Source organism: uncultured Senegalimassilia sp., from assembly GCF_934630535.1.
Lineage (GTDB): Bacteria > Actinomycetota > Coriobacteriia > Coriobacteriales > Eggerthellaceae > Senegalimassilia.
The window spans coordinates 25,552-46,164 of the sequence record NZ_CAKTVU010000010.1 but is presented as its reverse complement, the minus strand read 5'-3'; the positions used below and the strand labels follow the sequence as shown (position 1 = coordinate 46,164).

The 20,613-nt window shown below is 60.8% G+C and carries 10 protein-coding genes; all 10 read left to right on the top strand.

The features are described from left to right. The first annotated feature begins 57 nt into the window (after window positions 1-57). The 10 genes from Q0D52_RS06700 (at window position 58) to Q0D52_RS06655 (ending at window position 20,330) form a co-directional block, all read left to right on the top strand. Window positions 58-1,782, top strand: a complete 1,725-nt coding sequence (locus Q0D52_RS06700) for a helix-turn-helix transcriptional regulator (RefSeq protein ID WP_294381186.1) — start codon at window positions 58-60, stop codon at window positions 1,780-1,782. 498 nt (window positions 1,783-2,280) lie between these two features. Then, window positions 2,281-3,927 (top strand): ATP-binding protein, encoded by a 1,647-nt coding sequence (locus Q0D52_RS06695; RefSeq protein WP_294381184.1) that lies wholly within the window; start codon window positions 2,281-2,283, stop codon window positions 3,925-3,927. A 398-nt stretch (window positions 3,928-4,325) separates the two neighbouring features. Next, window positions 4,326-5,858, top strand: coding sequence for a hypothetical protein (locus tag Q0D52_RS06690; protein ID WP_294381183.1), 1,533 nt, complete (start codon window positions 4,326-4,328; stop codon window positions 5,856-5,858). 151 nt (window positions 5,859-6,009) lie between these two features. Continuing rightward, window positions 6,010-8,007, top strand: a complete 1,998-nt coding sequence (locus Q0D52_RS06685; protein ID WP_294381180.1) for a toprim domain-containing protein — start codon at window positions 6,010-6,012, stop codon at window positions 8,005-8,007. A gap of 83 nt (window positions 8,008-8,090) precedes the next feature. After that, window positions 8,091-10,337, top strand: coding sequence for a DNA gyrase subunit A (locus Q0D52_RS06680; RefSeq protein ID WP_294381178.1), 2,247 nt, complete (start codon window positions 8,091-8,093; stop codon window positions 10,335-10,337). Between the two features lie 457 nt (window positions 10,338-10,794). Then, window positions 10,795-11,709: a HipA domain-containing protein gene (locus Q0D52_RS06675; RefSeq protein ID WP_294381176.1), complete on the top strand. Its 915-nt coding sequence runs from the start codon at window positions 10,795-10,797 to the stop codon at window positions 11,707-11,709. A gap of 242 nt (window positions 11,710-11,951) precedes the next feature. Further along, the gene (locus Q0D52_RS06670; protein WP_294381175.1) at window positions 11,952-13,310 is read left to right on the top strand and encodes an exonuclease SbcCD subunit D; all 1,359 of its coding nucleotides are present in this window, start codon (window positions 11,952-11,954) and stop codon (window positions 13,308-13,310) included. Then, window positions 13,307-16,564: an SMC family ATPase gene (locus Q0D52_RS06665; protein ID WP_294381174.1), complete on the top strand. Its 3,258-nt coding sequence runs from the start codon at window positions 13,307-13,309 to the stop codon at window positions 16,562-16,564. The genes Q0D52_RS06670 and Q0D52_RS06665 overlap by 4 nt, the downstream gene beginning before the upstream one ends. A gap of 560 nt (window positions 16,565-17,124) precedes the next feature. Continuing rightward, the gene (locus Q0D52_RS06660) at window positions 17,125-18,366 is read left to right on the top strand and encodes a Fic family protein (protein WP_294381172.1); all 1,242 of its coding nucleotides are present in this window, start codon (window positions 17,125-17,127) and stop codon (window positions 18,364-18,366) included. Between the two features lie 266 nt (window positions 18,367-18,632). After that, entirely contained in the window at window positions 18,633-20,330 is a 1,698-nt protein-coding gene (locus Q0D52_RS06655) for a helix-turn-helix transcriptional regulator (RefSeq protein ID WP_294381170.1), read from the top strand. Window positions 20,331-20,613 lie beyond the last annotated feature (283 nt).

Below are 20,613 nucleotides of genomic sequence, written 5' to 3'. Positions count from 1 at the left end.
GCTGCAGGAAGCGGTATACTGCCGAGGTTGGAGAAGGGAAGTCCGGGAGAGGGCTCAGTGGGAAGCGATTTAGAGAACATACGAGAAGTTCGCAAGGCCGATGCCGGCGGGCGGCGCGTCGTCGAAAGGGCGGCAGCGTGCGCGGCGCTGCGCCAGGCGTTCGACGGCTGCACACTTGCTTTTTTCGGCCTTGCGGTGGTTCGTATTTGGATTCAGTGCAACCTGTACGGCAATTACGTGCTGTCCGATGCCGGGCTGGTCAGCGTCGTCATCAATTTCGTGCGTATCGCGTTTACCGTTTTGCTGGTGGCGTTCGCCCTGCGCGGTTTGATGGGGCGTCGGTTCGCGAAGGCGCTCGAATGGTTCTCCGTTACGGCCATGACGCTGGGCAGCGTGCTGTTCTTCTTAAACGGAACGCTTGATTCCGACGCGGTCTTGTACGCGGCGTGCACGTGCGCGGGGCTGGGCATCGTGTGGGGCGGCGGTATGTGGATGGCGTTCTACCTGCGCTTACGTCCGCGAACAGCTTTGCTGTGCGCATTGGGGTCGCTGGCGTTGGGGTCGTTGGGCGGCTTCGTCATGGGTGCGTTGCCGCGTTCGACATGCTATCTGGTGGGCGTGTTCCTCCCTACCGTTTCATATGTGTGCTTCGGCCGGTCGATGCGCGTGGCCGATGAGCGCGGGTGGTCGCAGGCGCCAGGCGGCTTCTCGTCGTCGCGCGAGTGCCCCGCTTTCGCGATCGCCGAGAAGGCGTATGGTGCGGGGTCGCGCGTCGATTTCTTGCGGCTGTTGGCCGGATTGGCGTTGTTCATGCTGGTCATGGGCGTGTCGCGAGGTTTCCCGTTCGGCGAGTCCATCGCGTTGCCGCTGGGGATGCAACTGTTGCACCAAGGCGGCGTGATCGTGCTGTGCGCGGTGTGGGCCTGGGCTGCGCTGGGCCGTGGCCGTGCGGTTTCGTCGGCGACGCTGTGGCGTTTCGAGGTGGTTGCGGCATCGGCGGGCGTGGTGCTGATGGCCACGCTGGAATGGTGGGGTCTTGCCGGCGGTGCGGCGCTCGTGTCCATCGCCAACACCATGACGCTCGGCATTCTGTGGATCATCTGCTACGACGTCGCGCGCCATTCTCCGTGGAACCCGTACGCGGTGCTCGGCGTGTGCTGGGCGGTGTTTCTGCTCGCACGCGAAGTCGGGCGCTGGGGCATCTTGGTTTTCGCGCCGCAAAGCTCGTTGATGACGCTGCTGGCCGCGTTGATGGTGTGCGTGCTGTCCGTTTCCATCGCGGTGCTGCTTGGCGATAACGTTCCGCGCAGCCGAGCGTTGCTGGTGGGCTTTCCCGGTGAAGAAGCTGATGAAGGCGATGCGAGGCCTGCGAGCCGTGTTGCGGAGGGCGCGGTCGCTGGTCGCGCGGGCGTTGCCGTTGAGATTGCCGGCGGCGAAGGCGATGCCGTCGAGCTGCCGATTGCCGGGCGTCGCGAAGCGCAGACGGAAAGCGGTGCCGGGTCGGGTTTTGCGGGCGATGTTGCCGAATCGGGACCAGAGCCCGAGGCGGTCTTGCATGCGGCCGACGATGGGGGCATTGCACGGTTGATCGCGGGATTCGGGCTGACGCGCCGTGAGGCCGAAGTGGCGCTTATGCTCGCGGAGGGCAAAAGCAAGGCGGCGATTGCCGAGCTGCTGGTGCTTTCGGAGAACACCGTGCGCGGCTACGCGAAAAACGCCTACGCGAAGATGGACGTGCATAGCAAACGGGAACTTCAGCAAGCCGTTCGCGAAATGCGTTAGCGAGTTCCGTGTGCCTGACGCTTCGGGGACGTTTCGGGGACGTAGTACCAAGCGTCAGGGTTCGCGTCTGGCTTGCGCCTAGCGCGCCTTGCCTTGGGGTCGAATGCGGCAGGGCGCTTTGGGGCGTGGGGCTATCTATCCGGGGGTGTGGTGAGCGTGCCCGTGCAAGTTGCGATTCGAGCGTCGCGCTCTTGCGCGGTGCTCCTTGACGCTTAACCCCACTTCCTCGAAGTGCCCGGTATCGTATCGGGGGTTCGCACGCATCCATGGGCGATTCAGCGCGGGCTTATAATACTTCGTTCCGATATATCTCAGAATAACATCTCTGAATCCTGAGATAAAACACACGAGTAGATATACCTATGACCTGCGGAAACAGATTTAACTCAGAAAATATATCTTAAATAACTCAGAATTCTTGAGATAACTCAGAAATTCTGAGTTATCTCTGAGATGTATCGAGATATGATTTAGGCATTGGGAAGCAAGGAGATTGCCATGTCGAATATCTCGATGTCAGAATCGCTAACGGTTGAATTTAAGAGCGATCGCAAAACGATTAGCGAATCGGTTATCGTGGAAGAAATCGTTGCCCTTGCCAATACCGATGGTGGCGAGTTGTATATTGGCGTGGAGGATAATGGGGAAATAACCGGAGTTCAGCCCGCGCATCGGGATGTTATTCGTATTGCGGCATTGATTGCGGGGAGAACGGTGCCGCCGCTTTCGGTTAGGGCAGTGCTTCTTGATTACGAAATGCCGGTGCTAAGGTTGGAGGTTGCGCAATCGAAAAGCGTCGTTGCCACGTCGTCTGGAAAAGTGCTGCGCCGCCGGCTGAAGCCAAATGGCGAACCTGAGACCGTGCCCATGTTCCCCTATGAAATCACATCGAGGTTGACCGATTTGGGTCGACTGGACTTTTCGGCTCAACCTATTCCCGATGCAACAAGGGAGGATTTTGATGTCTTAGAGCGCGAGAGACTTCGTGCGATTATAGAAAAGTATAGCGGAGGGGATAAAACGCTCTTAGAACTGCCTGATGAAGAGCTCGAGCGAGCGCTGTCCCTAACGGCAAACGTGAGCGGCGAAAGCGTCCCTACGTTAACGGGCATGCTTCTTCTAGGAAAAACTGACTCTCTGAAAAGGTTTGTACCCACTCATGGTGCCAGTTTTCAGGTGTTACAAGGAACGGACGTGAAGGTGAATATAGCATCAAACGCCCCCCTTCTCAGCATCATAGAGCGGCTGTTCGACAATATTGAGCCTTGGAACCCTGTAACCGAAATAGCTATAGGCGTATATAGCGCGCCGGTTCCGCTATTCGATAAGCGTGCGATACGCGAGGCAATAGTAAACGCGTTTGGGCATAGGGATTATTCAGTCTTGGGAGAAGTAAGAATCCTGATTGATGATTCTGGGCTTACGATAACCAATCCTGGAGGTTTTATCGAAGGGATATCGGTGGATAATCTGCTGACCGCCGATCCCCGGGGTAGAAACCAATGTCTAATGGACGCGTTGAAGCGCGTGGGTTTGGCGGAGCGCACGGGAAGAGGTATTGACAGGATTTTTGAAGGTTCGCTGCAATACGGCCGCCCGGCTCCGGATTACTCCGATTCGAACACGACGCGTGTTTCGCTGTATCTTGCTAGGAGCAAGCCCGATCAGGTTTTTATCAGCTTGCTGGCGTCGGAGGCGAAAAAAACCGGGTTGTCATTGTCCCTTGAATCGCTACTCGTTCTCGATGCTGTTCGAAATGCTAGACGTTTAACCCTTGGCGAGATGCAATCTCAGATAGACATGCGTCAGGCTCGACTGCGACAAACGGTCGAGATGCTAGTGGAGGCGGGATTGCTGGAGACGTCTGGAACGGGTCGGAATCGTGTATATATGCTGAGTTCGCACGTGTACAGAAAAGCGGGGAAAGCGAAAGAGTACGTCCGGCAAGCCGAAATTGACAAGCTAAGGTACTCGGAACTCATTATGAAGCTTGTTGAGAGCCAGGGAAGAGTGACGACGGCTGATGTGAGCGATTTGCTTCATGTCGAGAAGCAAAAGGCGTATTACGAAATCAGCAAGTTGATACGACAAGGTGTGCTGAAAAAGGAAAAGAACGGTCCAGATGCATTTTATATAATGGGATAATCCTGATATGCATAGTTGGCAGATGACCTGCGGAAATAGGTATAACTCAGAAAATATGTCTTAACTAACTCAGGAATTGTGAGTTAACTCAGAATTCCTGAGTTAACTCTGAGGTATCTCGAGATACCGGTGAACGCGGGGTTGCCGTCTCTCCGGTTGCTGTCGGTTTCCGTTATCGCTTCATCGTCGTTTCGTTCGCAATCGGCCGAATTCTGACGCTTCGGGGACGCGGGGTTATTCGTCCGGGCTCGCGTCCGGCGTGCGCCATTGGTTCCGGACACTTAATGCTACGTCTCCGAAGTGTCATTCGTTGATGTGCGGGTATACTGGCGGCATGTTCTTCTCGAGTGGCTTGCGGCTTTGGGGCGTGCTGTGGTTTCGGTGCGAAAGGACTTGCTATGGCGCAAAGCGTTGGGTTTGAATCGGCTTCTTCCGGCTTGTGCGGTGGGGTGACCGAGCCACGTATACCGCCTGCGGTTGCGGATGCGCTCGCCGGGGCTTCTGATGCTGATGTTCGCGCGTTTCTCCTTGACGAGATGCAACGCGATGAGCGTATGGCGATGCGTTTCGCCGCTCGCTTCGGCAAGCAGGATTTTGCCGTGCGGAAGAAAATCCTTCGCTCCGAGTTAGCGGCGGTTCGCAAGGAGTATGCCCGCGGTGGCTTTATCGACTATCGCGATTCCTGGGGTTTTGAGGTCGATTATCAGGACGTGCTCGAGTCGTATCTCGAGCCGTCGGCGCAGCGCGGCGACGCCGATGCGCTGTTCGCCCTGTTGGATGTGGCGATCATGCATTTCCGGGGCGTTCATATCGATGATTCGAACGGGTTCGTCACCGGAACGATGGACATGCTGAACGCATACTATGAGCAGGCGTTTTCCGCTACGCCGGCGGATTGCGTGCCGGCGCGGATCCGCGACGTTTGCAAATTGGCGGACAAAATAGAAGGAGCTCAGCGCGAAGGCGACTTCGACGACCTGATCGCTCCCGAGTTGCGCTTCATCCCCGCGCGGCTTTTCGCCGGTAACTCGCAGTTCGCGGCGGAAATCGTTGGACTAGCCGACGAACGGATTGCCTGTCTGCGTCTTCGTGCGCAGCACGAGCGCGAGGAGTTGCGGAGGCGGTGGCCCGGCTTGGCGCAAAAGAATCCGGAAACGAAGACGACGTCCGATTACGAGGCGGCTCGCTGGGCGCTTGCGCGCATGGAGGCCATGGAGTCGTTGGGGGAGGGCGTTGCCGCGCTGCGTGAGTTCGCGCACCCGTTCTTCGACGACTCGAGCGTGCTCGTGGCTTTTGCGGACGCATGCTCGCGAGCCGGTGAGCCGTGCGTGGCCGTTGCGGATTTGGAGGCTGGGACGAACGATGGCCGGCTGGGTCCAGGCGGCATGAATCTGGTTCGCCTGTGCCTGCTCGATGCGTATGCCGAATGCGGTATGGACGCTGAACTGCGCGAACTGCTGCGCGCCATGCTGCAAGCCGAACAGCTCCCGTTTCGCGGGCCGTCGGCGGCTGAGCTGCTGGCGCGCTATAAAGCTACGGTCTCGGCGGAATCGTGGTCGCAGGCCCGCGAGGAGCTGTTTGCGGGAATGGCGAATCGCTATACGTTATGCGATTGCCTGCTGGCGGAGGGCATGCCGGAGCGCATCTATCAGATTGCGAAAGCCGAGGAACGTTTCGACGTTGAGCGTTATCAAGATGCGTTGCTGCAGATAGATGCGCCGTTTGTTCTTGCGTGGCACAAGCGTCGTGTTCTGAGGGATTTCGAGGAAGCGCATGACCGCAAGGGCTACCGCCGCAAGACGAAGGAGCTTGTGCGGCTGCTCGAGCTTCCCGGCGGCAAGGATGCGGCCCAAGAGGTCGCCGACGAGCTGCGCGCGAGATATCCGCGCAAGGTCGCCCTTCTCGACGAACTGGCGAAGGCGGGGCTGTAAGGCGCTTTTCGCGTTTGCTGCACAGTCGCTTGTTTAAATCAGCGAACAGGTGTACGATGTTTTTGCCGTGATGTTGCTGTGGGGCGGGCAACCCTTGTGGTAACTTGCGGTAGACACACCACAAGGGGAATACGAGAAGCGAAAGAACGGTATGGCAAAAAGCACGGTCAATTACGGTAACGACAGCATCCGCCAGTTGAAGGACGAGGAGCGCGTACGTCTTCGTCCGGCGGTCATTTTCGGCTCCGACGGCCTAGATGGCTGCGCTCATGCCGCGTTCGAGATCTTGTCGAACTCGGTCGACGAGGCGCGCCAGGGCTACGGCAACCTGATCACCCTCACTGCCTTCGCCGACGGCTCCATCCAGGTGGAGGACAACGGCCGCGGCTGCCCGCTGGATTGGAACCCCACCGAGAAGCGCTTCAACTGGGAGCTGGTGTTCTGCGAGCTGTACGCGGGCGGCAAATACGACAACAACCAGGGCGGCGACTACGACTTCTCGCTGGGCACCAACGGCTTGGGCTCGTGCGCTACGCAGTACGCTTCCGAATACATGGACGTCACCGTTTGGCGCGACGGCAACAAGTACCAGCTGCACTTCAAGAAGGGCAAGGTCGTCGGCGCCAAGAAGAAGGCGCTGCAGGTCGAGCCCACCGACGAGGCGCGCACCGGCACCACCATCAAATGGCGCCCTGACCTGGAGGTCTTCACCGCCATCGACATCCCCGACGACTGGTATCGCGAAACCATGCGCCGCCAGGCGGTGGTCAACGCCAACGTCACGTTCCGTCTGCGCATCGAGGGGGAGGAAGGCGTCTTCTCTGAAGAGGAGTTCTGCTACCCCAAGGGCATCGAGGACTACGTGATGGAGAAGGTGGGCCACGACTACCTGACCGAGCCCTTCTTCATCCAGGCCGATCGCCGTGGCCGCGACCGCGACGACCTGCCCGATTACAACGTGAAGATCACCGCGTGCCTGTGCTTCTCGCGCACGTTCCAGATGCAGGAGTACTACCACAACTCGTCGTGGCTGGAAAACGGCGGTTCGCCGGAGAAGGCCGCACGCAGCGCCCTGACCAGCGCAATCGATGCCTACATCAAGCAACAGGGCAAATACAACAAGAACGAGAGCGCCATCAAGTGGCAGGACGTGCAGGACTGCCTGGTGCTCGTGACCAACTGCTTCTCCACGCAGACGTCCTACGAAAACCAGACGAAGAAGGCCATCAATAACCGCTTCATCCAGCAGGCTATGACGGCGTTCTTCAAGGAGCGCCTGGGTACGTACCTGATCGAGAACAAAGAGTCCGCCGACAAGATCATGGAGCAGGTGCTCATCAACAAGCGCTCGCGTGAGAACGCGGAGAAGACGCGCCAGAGCATCAAGACCAACCTGCAGCAGAAGACCGACATGGCCAACCGCGTGCAGAAGTTCATCGACTGCCGCTCCAAGGACAAGGGCCGCCGCGAGGTCTACATCGTAGAGGGCGACTCGGCAGCAGGCGCTATTCGCACCTCGCGCGATGCCGAATTCCAGGGCGTCATGCCGGTGCGAGGTAAGATCCTCAACTGCCTGAAGGAGGACTACCCGCGCATCTTCAAGTCCGAGATCATCATGGACCTGTTGCGCGTGCTCGGCTGCGGCGTGGAGGTCAACGACCGCCGCATGAAGAACCTGGGCACCTTCGATCTGGACAACCTGAACTGGAGCAAGGTCATCATCTGCACCGACGCCGACGTCGACGGCTACCATATCCGCACGCTAATCCTGGCCATGCTCTATCGCCTGGTGCCCACGCTCATCCGCGAGGGATTCGTCTACATCGCCGAATCGCCGTTGTACGAGATCAACTGCAAGGAGAAGACCTACTTCGCCTACACCGATCTTGAGAAGAACAACATCCTGAAGGAAATCGACGGGCAAAAGTGCTCCATCAACCGCTCCAAGGGTCTTGGTGAGAACGATCCCGACATGATGTGGCTCACCACCATGAACCCCGAGACGCGCCGCCTGATCAAGGTGGAGCCCGAGGATGTCGAGCGTATGGAAATCATGTTCAACCTGCTGCTGGGCAACGACGACGAGGGCCGCAAGCGCCACATCGCCGAGCACGGTAGGGAATACCTCGACCAGCTTGACCTGCAATAAGGCACCTTTCGCAAGGCTGTTGAAGATCTAAACCGGCGGGCGCGCGCAAGACGGCGCCCGCCCATTCGCATCAAGGGGAGACCGTGGCAAGAAAGACCAAAGCACAACCGAAGAAAAAGCATGTGGACAACCCCAACGTGATCGGCCTGCACTCCGAGGTTTTGGAGCAGCCCATCACGCAAACCCTCGAAGTGAACTACATGCCCTACGCCATGAGCACCAACGTGTCCCGCGCGTTCCCGGAGATCGACGGGTTCAAGCCGTCGCACCGCAAGCTTCTGTACACCATGTACAAGATGGGCCTGCTCAACGGCGCGCGCCAAAAGAGCGCCAACATCGTCGGCCAGACCATGAAGCTCAACCCCCACGGCGATTCGGCCATCTACGAGACCATGGTGCGCCTTGCCACGGGCAACGAGGCCCTGCTCACGCCCTTCGTGGAATCCAAGGGCAACTTCGGCAAGTATTACTCCGGCGACCTGAGCTACGCCGCCTCGCGTTACACCGAGGCGAAGCTTTCCCCTATCTGCGCCGAGATCTTCAAGGACATCGACAAGGACCCGGTCGACTTTATGGACAGCTACGACGGCGCCATGAAGGAGCCGCGCCTGCTGCCCACCACGTTCCCCAATATCTTGGTGTCGGCGAACAAGGGCATCGGCGTTGCCATGGCCTCCGACATCTGCGGCTTCAACCTGAACGAAGTGTGCGAAGCCACCATGCACTTCCTTGAGGACCCGGACTGCGACCTGCAGAAATACATGCCTGCGCCCGACTTCTCCACCGGCGGCGAGATCATCTACCGCCGCGAGGAGATGGATCGCATCTACAACACGGGCCTGGGCAGCTTCCAGATCCGCTCGCGCTGGCGCTACCTGCCCGACGAGCGCATCATCGAGGTGTACGAGATCCCCTACACCACGAAAACCGACATCATCATCGAGCGCATCGTCAAGCTGGCGAAAGAAGGCAAGGTGCGCGAGATCGCCGACATCCGCGACGAGACCGACCTTTCGGGCCTGCGCATCGCCATCGACCTGAAGCGAGGCGTGGACCCCGAGCTGCTGATGGCGAAGCTGTTCCGTTCCACCACGCTGCAGGATTCGTTCTCCTGCAACTTCAACGTGCTGGTGGACGGGTACCCGCGCGTTATGGGCGTGCGCCAGATTCTGCAGGAGTGGGTTGCGTGGCGCGTGGATTCCACGCGACGCCGCATGAGCTTCGACCTGGGGAAGAAAAGCGACCGGCTGCACCTGCTGCATGGTCTTGAGGCCATTTTGCTGGACATCGACAAGGCCATCGCCATCATCCGCAACACCAAGCTGGAGGCCGAGGTCGTGCCGAACCTGATGAAGGGCTTCGGCATCGACGAGGTGCAGGCTGAGTTCGTGGCGGAGCTGAAGCTGCGCAACATCAACGAGGAGTACATCCTCAACCGCACGAAGGACATCGCGAAGCTGGAAGGCGATATCGCCGAGCTGAAGGAGGTCCTGGCCAGCGAGCAGAAGATCAAGCAGGTCATCAGCGACGAGCTGGCCGCGGTGAACAAGAAGCACGTCACGCCGCGCAAAACCGGCCTGGTTGAGCCGGGCGACATCGTGGAGGTCAGCCTGGAGCCCGAGGTGGAGGAATACCCCGTTACCATGATGCTCTCGCGCGACGGCTATCTGAAGAAGATGACCGAGCGTGTGTTGCGCAAGGCTACCACGCTGAAGTACAAGGACGGCGACGAGCCCTTCATCGAGTTCCCGTCGTCGAACACCCACGAGCTGCTGGTGTTCACCGACCAGCGCCAGGTGTACAAGTGCAAGGTGGCGCAGTTCGAGGACACCAAGTCGGCGCAGCTGGGCTCATACCTGCCCACCGACCTGGGGATGGACCCCGACGAGAGCGTGACCTGGGTGATCGATCCCGAGGACTACAAGGCCGATGTGCTGTTCGTGTTCGAGAACGGCCGCGTGGCGCGCGTGGCCTTGGCGGGTTACGTCACGAAGACCAATCGCAAGCGCCTGAAGAACGCCATCTACGGCGGTAGCAAGCTATTGTTCGCAACTGTGCTGAAAGAGGACCGCGACCTGGCCCTGGTGTCAAGCGATCAGCGCTTGATCAACTTCAACACGTCGCTGCTGAAAACCAAGACCACCAACAGCACGCAGGGCGTCCAGGCGTTCACCGCGAAGAACGGCCGCATCGTGACCATGGTGGGCACGGCCGAGGAGTTCCTGGGCGGCACCGCCAGCGTGGAGAAGTTCCGCGCGGCAAGCCTGCCCTCCTCCGGCTCGCCTATGAAGGAAACGGACATGAAGAGCCTGTTCGACTTGGAAGAGTAACAACCGGCGAAGCGGGGCGAACGCGCAGCGCGCTCGGCGTGCTGGGCGTGCTGGGTGCGGTGCGCGGCCAACACAAAGGGTGTGCCGAGTGCGCGAGATGCATTGGGCGTCGGGTGTGCCGTGCGGGCTAGGCGAGAAGGGTGCGTTCGTCCTGGTAGGTCAGCGGAAAGCAGTTTGGAGAAACATGGCGTCGCAGGATTACGAGATACGATTGTTCGACAAGCGAATCGCCTCGTTCGTGTTCGAGACGAACTGTTTTGGCGAGTCTTGCGCCGTCGGCTTGCGCGTAGAGCCGGGGGCGGAGCGTCTGCTGCCTATGAACCTGGTGGGCTGCTCGAACGATGTCGAGTTGCGGCGATTCCTGGATTCGCGCAGAATCCCGAAGAATCGCGCGTACGTTGAGCGCATCCTTGCGCCGTTCGGGTTGCAGGCTTCCGACACGAAAGGAATCATCGATGTGACGAAGGGCATGTCGATCAATGATTCCTATTGCATTGTTCCCGCAGGTGAACGGCCTTGCTTCGCCGAGTATAACCTGTTTTCCAACAGCTTCGATACGGTACTTTCCATCATTGCGTACACGGGACGCATTCCTTCAAGCCAGGTGGGTTCCGGTATTCCCAGCGAGTTGTCGCCGTCGGGGTCGTTTCCGAAGACGTGGCGCGTTGCGAACGGGCAGCGCGTGCTTTATAAGGCGGCGCACGCCGATGGCTTGGGGCTTGAACCTGTGTCCGAGTACTTGGCAAGCCAGGTTGCCGCTGCCATGGGATTGCCGCGTGTTGCGTATGACCTGGACGTTTGGCAAGGGCGCCTATGTTCGACGTGTGTTTTGATGAACGATGCGGAAACGTCGTTCGTGCCGTTCGCCTATATGCTTGATCGCGATGCGAAAGACGGGATGAACCTGGAGCGCGCGTTGGCATTCTTCGATGAACTTGGCGAAGAGGCTGCGCAGCGGTTCCGGTCCATGTTAGTGTTCGACGCGGTGATTATGAACCCTGATCGCCACATGGGCAATTATGGCGTGTTTCGCGACAATCGCACTGGACGTGTGCTGGGTTTTGCGCCCGTTTTTGATAACAACTTAGCGTTGTTGCCGCAGTACGGCGCGGAAGCGCTTTCTAGGGAGCTGCTGCGTGAACGCTTTGTTGTCACACCCGGTGCATTTGGCCCGACGGCTTATCAGCAGGCTCGTGCGGCTTTGGGTCCGCAGCAGCGAGCGCAGCTTGAGCGTTTGCATGATTTCGCGTTCGACAATGCCGCGTTGGCGCGCGTGGGGCGGCAGGTGGATGGTTTTGTGTTTTCGGAGCAGCGTTTGCTTACGCTCGGGCGTGCTGTTCGGGAAAACGCCGCCGTCCTGTTGAAGGGCTGATGGTAAAAAATCTGCATTTCGTAGGATTTCCGGCTTTAGAAATTCCGCATTTCGTCGGAAAGACGGCTGTGAAAAACCTGCATTTCGTAGATGTGCTGCAGAATCACGCGAGGGAAGCAATGATTCTGCAGTGATAAAATCCAGCGTTGACCTGGGATGTTGCATTGCTGGGCGGCCGGCATGGTCAGCGTTGTCGGCGTGATGGGATGGCTCGGGGTTAAGGCTTGAGAGAAGGTGGCGGTATGAAGGTGCTGCATGTTTCCGATTTGCATATCGGGAAGCGCGTTAACGGCATGTCGATGCTGGACGATCAGCGCTATATTCTGCGGCAGATATTGGATATTGCGGAGAAGCACCAGGTCAGCGTGCTGCTGATTGCCGGCGATATCTACGACAAGGCATCGCCTAGCGCCGAGGCGGTCACCGTGTTCGACGCGTTTTTGACCGATGCGGTGGCGGCGGGTTTGCGTGTGCTGGCCATTCCCGGCAACCACGATTCCGCCGAGCGCATCGCGTACGCGCAGGGGCTGCTGGAGAAGCAGGGCGTTTGCCTGCCTCCGGTGTATGCGGGTACGGTCGAGCGGGTTGAGCTTGAGGATGAGCACGGGCCGGTGGAGTTCTGGCTGCTGCCTTTTTTGAAGCCCGGCGATGTGCGCAGGTTCTTCCCCGATGAGGAAATCGGCGATGACTATTCGGCCGCGTTGCGTGCGGTGTTGGGTGCATGCGATATCGATCAGGGCAAACGCAACGTTGTGCTGTCGCACCAGCTAGTGACAGCGTACGGCACGGCGCCCGATCGCGCCGACGACGAGATCAAGCTGGGCGGCATGGACAACGTGGACGTGTCGGTATACGGCGCGTTCGACTACGTGGCGCTCGGGCATGTGCACCGCCCGCAGCGCGTGGGGCGCGACACCGTGCGTTATTCGGGGTCGCCGCTGAAGTATTCGTTTAGCGAAGCGCGGTATGGCAAGAGCGTGGCGTTGGTTGAGCTGGGGGAGAAGAAACCGGGCGACGACGTGGGCGAATGCGTGTCGTTCGAGTTGATTCCGCTCGTGCCGCTGCATGACGTGCGCGAGGTGCGCGGCACGCTGGCCGATGTGCTGGCGATGGGTGCGGCAGCGGGCGGTTCGCTGGCGGGTGCCGGGGTGCTCGTTGGCGGCATTGGCGACGAAGCGGCGCAGGCCGATGGCGTTGGCGACGCGGCTGCGTTGGCCGATAGCGGCGGTGATGCGGCTGCGCAGGATGGCGAAGCGAATTCTCCGGCAGCCGCGGTGCGCGATGCCTCGCAGGACTATCTGCACATCACGCTCTCCGACGAGCATCCGCAGCTGGATGCCATGGCGAAGATCCACGAGGTGTTCCCTAACGCCATGATGCTGGACTATGACAACGTGACGGTGCTGATCGATCGCCCGCAAACCCCGCTTACGGCCGACCCCGACAGCATGGACACGTTGGAGCTGTTCGGCGCCTTCTATGAAAGCCAGGTGGGCAATCCCCTGGATGATGAGCAGCAAGATTTCGCGCGCAATCTGATCGCGAAGGTTGAGGATTCGGCCGCAAAAGGCCCCGATGGGCAGGAAGAAGGTGCGAAATGAAGCCGCTGAAGCTGACCATGTCCGCATTCGGGGCGTATTCCGGCGAGACGGAAATCGACTTTCGAACGCTTGGACGCTCGGGCGTGTACCTGGTGTGCGGCGACACGGGCGCGGGCAAAACCATGATCTTCGACGCCATCTGCTTCGCGCTGTTCGGCGAGGCAAGCGGCGACAGCCGAAACGGCGCCCGGTCTTCCGCAAGTTTGCGCAGCGATTTCGCCGATCCCGCGAGCAAAACGTTCGTTGAACTGGACTTCTCCTACCGCGGACAAACCTATCGCGTGAAGCGAAATCCCGATTACGAGCGCGCGAAGAAGCGCGGCGAAGGCACCACGAAGGAGCCCGCGAACGCTGAGATCGAGCTGCCCGATGGGCGTTGCATCAGCGGCGTGCGCAAGGTGAACATGCAGGTGGAAGAGCTGCTGGGCATCGACGCGAACCAGTTCAAGCAGATCGTCATGCTGGCGCAGGGCGAGTTCCGCAAGCTGCTCACGGCCGACACGGCAACGCGCGAGGGCATTTTCCGCAAGCTGTTCGCCACGCAAAAGTACGAGATGCTGCAAGATCGCCTGGGCGAGGAGTGCCGCAAGCTCGAGCGCGAGAACGAGAAGCTGAAAAGCGAGGTTTTGCGGTGCGCGCAAACCGTCCGTTTTGCGGCAGAGGATGCGCGCAAGGAGGAGCTTGACGAGCGCCGTCGCAGCGGGGCGCCCATGGGCGCGTGGCTGGTCGAGCTGCTTGAGGGGCTTTTGACGTGCGATAAGGCGGAGTCTGCGCAGCTGGGCGAGCAGGTGGAGGCGTTGCGTCGCAAATGGGCGGACGCTAACGCGCTGGTGAAGCAGGTGGAGAACCGTCCGCGTTACGAGCAGGAACGCGCGGCGCTTGCCGAAGAGGTCGCTCAGCACGAGGGGCGGACGGAAGGTTTGCAGGCGGCGCTGCAACAGGAATGCGCGCACGATGCCGAGCGCCTGGAGGCAACCGAGCGCGCGGCGGTTATCGAGGGGACGTTTGCGAAATATCAGGCACTGCAGCGTGCTGATCAGGGGCTTTCGGCTGCGAAGGAAGCGTTGTCGCGTGCTGAGCGGGCTTCCAAGGCTGCTCAGGCAGCTGCCGGCAAGGCGGAAGAGCAGCGGGCGCAGGCGGCGCAGGCCGTGGAGAAACTTGCGGGCTCGGACGTTCGCCAGGCGCAGGCGCAGGCGGCGTTCGATGCGGCGCAGCTGCGCGTGAATGCCGCGGGCGAGGCGCTTGCGGGCGCAAAAGACCTTGCTGCCAAGCTTGCGGCGGCGCAAAAGGCCCGAAAGCAGGTGCAAACCTTGCTGGAGCAGGAAGAGTCGCTGGTTGCGGCCGAACGCAAAGCGCAGGATACGGTTGCGCAGGCGAAGGCGGCAAGCGAGTCGTTCGCCGGTGCTGACGTTGCGCTGAGCGAAGCGGGCGCCGCGCTCGATCGCGCGTTGCGTGCGGAGCAGGATGCTTCCCGCGCGGTGCAGCGTCGCGGCGAATTGCAGCAGGCGGCTCAGGCTGCGGCCGAGCCGCACCTTCGTGCCGTCGAGCGGCTCAAAGCTGCGGAAGTCGTTCATGATAAGGACTTGGCGCAGGTGCAGAAGCTGCAAAAGGCCCAGCGTGCGGGTCGTGCGGGTCTGCTTGCGGCAGATTTGCAGGATGGTTTGCCCTGTCCGGTGTGCGGTTCGGTGCATCATCCCATGCCGGCGCAGGCGGCGGGCAGCATCCCGAGCGATGATCAGATCGACAAAGCAGCGGCCGTCGAGGCTGCGTCCAAAAAGGCGGTCGATCAGGCGGCGCGCGAAGCCGAGGGCGCAAAGGCCCGCTGCGAAGCTGCACGGTTGGCGCTCGGTGAGTTTGACAAGGAGCACGGCGGCGAGCAGAACATCGCGCAAGTTCTTGAGCAGGCGCGCAATGGCGTTGCGGCCGCAAAGCGCACGAAAGCCGATGCGCAGCTGCGTTGCGACGAGGCGGCGCACGCTGCGAAGGCGCTTGCCGACGCTGAGGCGGCGCATGAGCGTTCTACAACGGCGTTGTTGCAGGTCAAGGACGCTCGCCAGGCTGCGGAGCGCGATTACGCGTCGCTCGAAGCCGAAGCGCGCGCTCTTAAAGAGCGCCTGGCGGTCGTTTCCGTGGACGAAGCCCAGCGTGCGTTCGAGAACGCGCAGCATGATGCAGGTGTTGCGCAAACCGAGCTGAACAATGCCGAACGCGCGGTCTCCGCGTTCGCCGCCGCTCAACGCGACCAGCAGGCTGCGGAAGAAGCCGCGAAACAGGCGGCTGAGCAGGCGCGCAAGGCCGGGGAGGCGCTGCAAAGCCAAACGCAGGCGCAACAGCTTGCCGAGCAGGAGGCGAAGCATCTGCGCGCCGACCTGGACTTCCCCTCGCTCGAGGCGGCTCAAACCGAGGCCGCGCGGCTGCGTCAGCGGGCGGATGGCCTGAAGCGCAGGCGTGATGCGGCCCAGCAGGCGGTCGAGCAAAATGCGCAGCAACTTGCAACCAAACGCGAGCTGCTGGCCGCGAAGGACAAGCAGCTGGCCGAGCTGCCTGCCGGCGACGCTGCCGCAGCGGCAAAGGAACGCAGCGACTACGAGGAGCAGGGCAAACTGGCCAACGAGCACCTTGGCGCCGTGAACCTGCGCGTTTCCGCGAACGGGGAGTGCCTTGAGCAGCTGCGCAAAACGCTGAAGCGCGCGGGCGATATCGAGGAGCGCTACGGCCGGATCAAGCTGATGGCCGATGCCGCGAACGGCAACCTGACCGGGCGCGCAAAAGTCCGCTTCGAGGCGTACGTTCAGGGCATGTACTTCGACAAGGTCATCGCGGCGGCCAACCAACGCCTGCGGGTGCTGACGGCGGGTCAGTTCGAGCTGGTTCGCTGGTCGGAGTCCACGGGCAATTCGAAGGCCGGCCTGGGGCTATACGTTATCGATAGCTTCACGGGCCGCGCCAGGGATGCGTCGTCGCTTTCGGGCGGCGAATCGTTCCAGGCGTCGCTGTGCCTGGCGCTGGGGCTTTCCGACATCGTGCAGGCGCACGCCGGCGGCATCGAGTTCGACACCATGTTCGTGGATGAGGGCTTCGGCTCGCTCGACCAGGGTGCGCTGGGCAATGCCATCAGCCTGCTGTCCGACCTGTCGGGCGGCAACAAGCTGGTGGGCATCATCAGTCACGTTGAGGATCTGAAGGCGAACATCCCCAAGCGTATCATCGTGACCAAAACCCAGTCAGGTTCTACCGCAAAAGTGGAAGCCTAAGGGTTTCCGAACGAATCGACGGCTTTTGCGCTAGGCCATGCCTGGCGCAAAAGCCGTCAGGTTTAGTGCGGGCAATACCCGTCGTAAAAGCCGTAAAGATCAGGTCGCGCAACACCTGCTGCGAAGGTCGTCAGGCTGAGAGTCGATAACGCTCACTGCTGCACCGTCGTTTGTCAAAGCCCGTTTCCGCTGCAAGTTTTGACCATCGCATCGACGAAACTTGCATCTGCTGCAAGTTTTGACTATGCCATCGACGAAACTTGCAAATCCGACAAGTTTCGTCGATGTGTAAGAACGCCCGAGACGCGGTTTTGCTTCAAATATTGCACCAATAACGGAAGGGAACGCAATTTGCTTCCGCTAACGTGTGTCTAACGAAAGCAAAACGCAATTCACTTCCGCAAATGTGCATCTAACGGAAGTGAAACTCATTACACTTCCGTAAACCATTACTTAACGGAAGCGAAGCGCGATTCGCTTCCGTTATACTAGTCACAAGAGAAACGAAACGACATCGGTTCCCTATTCAAAAGCATCATGGACGCGAAACGGAGGGGCGTATGGGTGGCAACGGCGAGCTGGGCTATCAATGGGAGCCCGTGGGCTACGAAGAGCTTGCGTGGCGGGTTGATCCCGATGCGTTAGAGGGCGTGCCGAAGTCGCGTCGCCGAAAAATCACCGGAACGTATCGCGCGGCGGTCCCCTTTGAGTTGCGCGACAAAGACATCTCCGTCCCTGCCGAATTGCAAAGCCGCATGGAGGAAGTCGCCTTGTTGCTTGTTCGCTTCGATACGCAGCAGGAGGCTCGCGGCTACGATTTGCCGGCTTTGCTGTTGCGCAGCGAGTCGGCGGCAAGTTCGCAGATAGAGAACATGACGTCGAGCGTGCGCAACGTTGCCTTGGCCGAGCTGTCAGGCGATGTGGCGCAAAACGCCCGCATTATCGCTGGAAACGTTGCGGCCATGCGCGCCGCGCTCGGCTTTTCGGGAGAACTTTCGGTCCAGCGCATCCGCGAGGTGCATGAAGCCCTGATCACGCGTGGCGGGCAGGATGGGCAAGATGCAGGTTTGTCGTTCGGCGGCTGCTTGCGCGATGAGCAGGTTTGGGTCGGCGGCACCGCGTACAGTCCGCACGGCGCGCTGTTTGTGCCACCATGCGTCAGCCGTGTGCTCGGCTGCCTTGATGACCTGGTCTCTTTCATGAATCACGGCAACATGCCCTCTATCGCGAAAGCCGCCGTCGCGCACGCGCAATTCGAGACGATTCATCCGTTCATAGACGGAAACGGCCGCACGGGCAGGGTCCTTCTGCATGCGATATTGCGCAGCTCCGACGTGCTGCGGCATGCAAGTCTGCCCATTTCAGCCGGGCTTTTGCACAACATCGACGCGTACATGGATGCTATCGTCCAGTTCCAGGCCGGCAATCCGCTTGCGATCGTCGAGCAGCTGGTCGACGCGCTTGAGCTTGCGGTGGCCGTCGGGAACATGGTCGCGCGGGACATCGACGGCGTGTTCGCGGAATGGGCGGAGTGCATGCACGAGCGCAAAGGGTCCGCCTTGCTTCGCTTGCCTAACCTGCTGGCAAAGCAGCCGGTGGTGAACGGTTCGTTCGTGGCCGCAGAGCTGGGAATCTCCACGCGCACCGCTGCAACGATCATCGAAAGGGCGTGCGAGATGGGGATGCTCAGCCCCATGGGAAACCGTCGCCGCGGAGTGTTCTACCAATGCGACGAGCTAATCGCCGTGCTCGAGGACGTGTCCTCCATGCAGGGCATCCGCCGCATTTTAGCGGGGAAGTAGGGGTACATTGAACGTTAAGGAGGCTGCTGAGAGCCGATTGGCGGGGAAGCGAGGAAAGGCCGACTGATGGGGGAATAAGGACAGGCCAGCACATTTGACACGAGGCGCGGGGTATTAACCGTTTGCACATCGGATGCTGCGGGTTTGCGCGTCGGACACTTTGGGTCTGACGCGCTCCCTGTGCTCGGCTTGCGTCAATGCTCGAAAGAGGGTGGTTCCTTTCACCTGGTGTTTTACCGTATGATAGGCGAAGCGAAAGGGGAATCATGATCGATGAGCTGAAAGCGAACGCCCGCTGCCTGGGATGGGGATTCCTGCTTGCTTGGGTGTTTTGCGCGTTTTATTCCGGGTCCATGGACGGGCTATCCATGGTGGTCGATGCGATGGGAGGCGGCGTTGCCCGGCGCCTGGCGATGAGCGTGCTGCCGGTCGGTTCCGCAGTGGTGTCGTTGGTCGTCATCGTTGCGGCGGAGCGTCGGCTCGGACCGCCGACGAACTGCCGTGCGCTCGTTGTTGCCGCGCCTTTGGCGGTGACCGTCACCACGCCGATGCTGTTCCTACCGGCGTACGGCTTTGCCGCAACGCCGTTCTTGTTCGCTGTATCGGCCGTGCTCACGGGCGCGGGCAGCGCGCTCATGTGGGTGATGTGGGGTCAGCTGTACGCGCGTTTGCCGCAAGATGCCGTCGAATCGTGCGCGCCGGCGTCCGCGTTCGTGGCGGCGCTGCTGTCGATTGCGGCCATGGCGGCGCCGCAAGGTGCGTCGATCGCGCTTGTTTCGGCATTTCCGCTGGTCAGCGGCGCGCTGCTTTGGCGCGCGTGGTCTGAAACCAGCGCCTCGGCCTCGGCCGACCACGCGTCCCCGCCGGCCGCCCCGCTTCCGTTGCGCGAGGCGTTCGGCTCCATGGGCCGCGGAGGCTTCGGCATCCTGGCCGCGTGCATGTTCGTGAGCATCGAGGGCTCGTTTTGGGCATCGGCCTCGGCCGATGCGTCCCATGCCGTGATCATCTTCGTGGTAAGCGCCCTGTTCATGGCGGTGGTCAGCGTGTCCGCAACCGCCGGGCCGCGCCGCGTGTCGCTGTCGTTCGCGTATCGATGGATGTGCCCGCTCATGGTCGCCGGATTCGCCGCGATCATCGTGCTTGGCACGAAAACGGGGGCTTTTGCGGCAGCGGGCGTGGGTATCGCGTCGCGTTTCGCGTTCTGCGTCATCACGCAGATGTACTTCGCGTCCTACGCCGCCCGCGGTGCGGCCACCCCGGTGCAGTCGTATGCTGTGGGCTGGTTGTTCGTGCATGTGGGCGATTTGCTCGGCCTGCTGGTGTCGTTTCCCCTGCAGGGCGCGATAGGCGCCGGCGCCATCGAGCCGTCTGGGGTGGCGGCGGTGTTGATCGTCGCGCTGGTGGCCGCGGTCATGCTGGCGCTCAACGACGAAACCAGGTTTTTGTCCTGGGAAACGCCCCGGTCTTACGCAGGCGCGGTTTGCGCGGCGTCGGCGGCTGGTGCGGACATGACAACGGGTACCGGCGCGGCGGCTGGCGCGGTGGCGGGCGCAGGCGCAGCTGGCGAAGCAGAGGCCGGACACTTAGTGCTACGTCCCCAAAGTGTCAGGAATGCAGGTGGGGAAGGGGAAGGCGAAGGGGGCTCGGTCTCTGAGGCGCAAGCGGCGGGCGCTGCTGCTGCGAGCAACGCTTCCTCTTCGGCGTCCGCTTCCTCTTCGCAAAACCCCCAACCTGTGGACTCCATCGGGCAGCGGGTGGCGCTTTTGGCTCGCGAGCATAAGTTGACGCCGCGCGAAACCGAGGTGTTCGGCCTTCTGGCGCACGGGCGCTCCATCCCGTACGTCCGCGATGCGCTCATCATCAGCCGCGACACGGCCGCCACGCATGCGAAGCATATCTACGCGAAGCTTGATGTGCACTCGCGCCAAGAGCTCATCGACCTGGTCATGAGCGACGAACTGTAATCCCGAATCGCACCCCGCAAACCTATCCCAAAACGAAAAGCGCGCGACATGCTAAATGCTTGTCGCACGCAAAACTCACGGTGGGAACCCCGCTTGCATGTGCGGCTGGCACGTCGGCAATGCGGCGCGCTCCCGCTCTCCAAACCTAAAAAGGGCGCCCCGAAGGACGCCCCCTGCAAGCGTTTCCGCGCGTTCGCTCCCGCTCTCGCCGCGCGCAAGCACGCGGGGCAAACCCAAATCCGGCATCGCTCAATCCTGCTATGCCCCGTGGGCCCCGGCCCCG

Excerpts from the sequence above, each read along its gene's own strand:
- Q0D52_RS06695 (WP_294381184.1), top strand. The coding sequence starts at position 2,281 with ATGTCGAATATCTCGATGTCAGAATCGCTAACGGTTGAATTTAAGAGC.
- Q0D52_RS06690 (WP_294381183.1), top strand. The coding sequence starts at position 4,326 with ATGGCGCAAAGCGTTGGGTTTGAATCGGCTTCTTCCGGCTTGTGCGGT.
- Q0D52_RS06685 (WP_294381180.1), top strand. The coding sequence starts at position 6,010 with ATGGCAAAAAGCACGGTCAATTACGGTAACGACAGCATCCGCCAGTTG.
- Q0D52_RS06670 (WP_294381175.1), top strand. The coding sequence starts at position 11,952 with ATGAAGGTGCTGCATGTTTCCGATTTGCATATCGGGAAGCGCGTTAAC.
- Q0D52_RS06665 (WP_294381174.1), top strand. The coding sequence starts at position 13,307 with ATGAAGCCGCTGAAGCTGACCATGTCCGCATTCGGGGCGTATTCCGGC.
- Q0D52_RS06660 (WP_294381172.1), top strand. The coding sequence starts at position 17,125 with ATGGGTGGCAACGGCGAGCTGGGCTATCAATGGGAGCCCGTGGGCTAC.
- Q0D52_RS06655 (WP_294381170.1), top strand. The coding sequence starts at position 18,633 with ATGATCGATGAGCTGAAAGCGAACGCCCGCTGCCTGGGATGGGGATTC.